Origin of the sequence: Bradyrhizobium sp. NAS80.1, assembly GCF_001908205.1 — a bacterium.
Taxonomy (GTDB): Bacteria; Pseudomonadota; Alphaproteobacteria; order Rhizobiales; family Xanthobacteraceae; genus Bradyrhizobium.
Window position 1 is genome coordinate 1 of sequence record NZ_LGHL01000506.1, and the last position, 533, is coordinate 533.

Sequence of the window (533 nt, forward strand, 5' to 3'; positions counted from 1 at the left end):
CCCGCCGGACCCGTTCCGCTGCCCGCCCGGTCCCTACGAACGCGCCTCCCTGATCGCCTACTATTTCAAGCAATACAAGCCGCGCGCTAAAATCCTGATCCTCGACGCGAAAGATACTTTCTTTGCGCAGGACGTGTTCGAAGACGGTTGGAACCGCCACTATCCGGGAATGATCGAGTGGCTGCCGGGGCAGTTTACGGGTGGGATCAAGGCGGTCGATGTGAAGGGTCGATTGATCAAGACCGCTGGGGAAAGTTTTAAGGCGGATGTCGCGAATATCATCCCGGCACAGGAGGCGGGCCGCCTCGCACACCAGGCCCATCTGGTGGATCAATCGGGATGGTGCCCCATCGATCCGATGACGTTCGAGTCGAAGCTACAGCCCGGCATCCATATCATCGGCGATGCGACCAAGGCCGGCAATATGGCGAAATCGGCTTTTGCGTCGAACAGCCAGGCCAAGGTCTGCGCCTTCGCCATCCTGGCGGCCCTCACCGGATCCGAGCGATTTGCGCCCCATCTGTTCAATACGT

Annotated in this window: 1 pseudogene; it reads left to right on the forward strand. The window is 59.8% G+C overall.

The features are described 5' to 3' along the window. Nucleotides 1–533 (forward strand): annotated as a pseudogene (locus AC629_RS47565) (FAD/NAD(P)-binding oxidoreductase); the annotation flags it as partial.